The organism is Acidiphilium sp. PM, from assembly GCF_000219295.1.
Taxonomy (GTDB): domain Bacteria; phylum Pseudomonadota; class Alphaproteobacteria; order Acetobacterales; family Acetobacteraceae; genus Acidiphilium; species Acidiphilium multivorum.
Genome location: NZ_AFPR01000014.1, coordinates 1 through 2,560, shown reverse-complemented (window position 1 = coordinate 2,560; position 2,560 = coordinate 1). Strand labels below are relative to the sequence as shown.

Sequence of the window (2,560 nt, the reverse complement as noted above, 5' to 3'; positions counted from 1 at the left end):
GTAAACGCTGTTGGACCGGCATTGTTGTTGTGACGCAGACTGGGCCCGATGTTTGTGGGCGTGAGCGACGTCGGCATTTCTGAGATTTTTGAAGCGGATCGGGTTGAGGCGATAGGAGCGGCTCGTACGAGCCTTCATACGAGTGCTTCGAAGGAGCGGGTTGAGGTAATCACACGCGGGGCGCGCCGGCGTTGGTCGACGGCGATGAAGCGGGCGATTGTGGAGGCGAGCCTGGCGCCCGGCGTGATGGTTTCGGCGTTGTGCCGTCAGCACGAGATCAGCAGCGGGCAACTGAGCACGTGGCGTCGGCAATATCGGGATGGCGATCTGGCTGAAGCGGCGCCGCTGGTGCCGGGCTTTGCGCGGGCGGTGGTAAGCGGAACTGTGCCGGCGTTGGGCTTGGCGGGCAGCGCCGACGGCGTTGGAGACGATCGAGATCACGCTGCCGGACGGGGTGGTATTGCGTGTCGGCGCCGGGGTGGACCAGTTGGCGTTGAGCCGGGTGCTGGCGGTGCTGAGGGGCGGATGATCGCGCCGGGTGCGGGTGTTCGGGTCTATCTTGCCTGCGGCCGGACGGACATGAGGAAGGGGCTGGACGGGCTGGCGATGCTGGTCCAGCAGGTCTTTGGCGGGAACCCGTTTGACGGTGCGGTCTACGCATTCCGCGGCCGGCGGGCTGGACAGATCAAGCTGCTCTGGCACGACGGTGTCGGGTTGTGCCTGCTGACGAGGCGGCTGGAGCGGGGTGCATTCGCCTGGCCGCAGAGCGGGACGACGCTGATGTCGCTGAGCCCGGCGCAGCTTGCCACGCTTCTTGAAGGCTGCGAGTGGCGTGCACCGGTGCAAAGCCTGCGGCCGGTGCTGGCGGGATAGGCCCCGCTCACGCGAGAGTCATTGGCACGCCAATCGGTTGCTTGCGATAGTTTGACCGTGCCGATCGATCTTGCCGCCCTTCCCGACGACCCGGGCATCCTGCGCGACCTGGTGAGCCACGCGGAGCATGAGAATGCCGGCCTGCGCAGCGCCAATGACGATCTGCGCGCGGAGATCGACAAGCTGCACCTGCTGATCGCGAAGCTGCAGCGGCATCGCTTTGGCCAACGCTCCGAACAAATGGATCCGGACCAGCTGGCCCTGGCGCTGGAAGATCTCGAACAGGCGGAGGCTGCGGGAGACGAAGCGGCGCAAGCTGGCACGGCGGATGGGCAGACACGTGAACGCAAGCGGCGGCAGCGCAATCTCGGGGCGTTGCCGGACAGCCTGCCGCAGGTCGAGGTCGTGGTCGATCTTGAGGAGAAGCAATGTGCCTGCTGCGGCGGCGCGCTGCATCAGGTGGGGGAGACGGTGAGCCGGATGCTGGACTTTGTGCCGGCGTCGTTCCGGGTGAAGGTGATCCGCCGGCCACGCTATGCCTGTGCATCCTGCGACGGGCCGCCGGTGCAGGCACCGGCACCGCCGCGGCCGATCGATGGTGGCATGGCGAGCGAGGCGCTGGTGGCGCATGTGCTGGTCAGCAAGTTTGCCGATCATCTGCCGCTGTATCGCCAGGCACAGATCTACGAGCGACACGGGATCCGGCTGGACCGTTCGACGCTGGGCGACTGGGTCGGCCGGGCGTGCTGGTGGCTGCGGCCGCTCTACGATCGGATCCTCTCGCATGTGATGGCCCAGGAGAAGATCTTCGCCGACGACACCACGCTGCCGGTGCTGGATCCTGGACGGGGCCGCACCAAGACCGGGCGATTATGGTGCTATGCGGTCGATGACCGCCCGTGGTGTGGGCCGGCGCCGCCGGCGGTTGCCTTCGTCTATGCGACCGATCGCAAGGGCGAGCGCCCGGCTGCGCATATGTCTTCATTCCGCGGCATTCTGCAGGTGGACGGCTATGCCGGGTTCGGCAAGGTCGTGAAGGCGCGCGACGATGACGCCCTGGCGCTGGCCTTCTGCTGGACGCATGCGCGGCGCGGTTTCTACGAATTCCACCAGGCCACGCAGTCGCCGATCGCGGCCGAGGCGCTGGCCCGGATCGCGCGGCTCTATGCGATCGAGGCCGAGATCCGCGGGCAATCCGCCGAACGCCGCCTCGCCGTGCGGCGGGAGCGATCCCGCCCGGAGATCGAGGCGATGCGCGCGTGGCTGGACGAGCAACTGCCGCGCATCTCGAAAGGATCCGAGCTGGCGAAGGCGATGCGCTACGTCATGCGGCACTGGGAGGGGCTGACCCGCTTCCTCGACGATGGCCGGATCGAGCTCGATACCAACACCGTCGAGCGCGAAATCCGCCGGATCCCCCTGGGACGGAAGAATGCCCTGTTCGCCGGCAACGACACCGGCGCCGAGCACTGGGCGCTGATGGCGACGCTGATCGGATCCGCAAAGCTCAGCGGCGTCGAGCCGCTCGCCTGGCTCACCGAAATCCTCGAACGCATCGTCGCCGGCCATACCAAGGCCAACGAAATCGACACCCTGCTGCCTTGGAACTGGAAAACTCAGGCCACTCTACCAGCCGCCGCGTAGCGCTCACTCGCCAACGCAAGGCCGTCGTTCAGACTGCGCTTAC

2 protein-coding genes and 1 pseudogene are annotated in these 2,560 nt (G+C 66.9%); all 3 read left to right on the top strand.

Features of this window, described 5'->3' with window-relative positions; all coding sequences use genetic code 11:
• Nucleotides 1-48: 48 nt before the first annotated feature.
• Nucleotides 49-327, top strand: a pseudogene (locus tag APM_RS23045) (transposase); the annotation flags it as partial.
• A 198-nt stretch (nucleotides 328-525) separates the two neighbouring features.
• Nucleotides 526-873 (top strand): IS66 family insertion sequence element accessory protein TnpB, encoded by a 348-nt coding sequence (gene tnpB, locus APM_RS22470; RefSeq protein WP_035189610.1) that lies wholly within the window; start codon nucleotides 526-528, stop codon nucleotides 871-873.
• Between the two features lie 51 nt (nucleotides 874-924).
• Nucleotides 925-2,517 (top strand): IS66 family transposase, encoded by a 1,593-nt coding sequence (gene tnpC / locus APM_RS00300; RefSeq protein WP_007421355.1) that lies wholly within the window; start codon nucleotides 925-927, stop codon nucleotides 2,515-2,517.
• Nucleotides 2,518-2,560 lie beyond the last annotated feature (43 nt).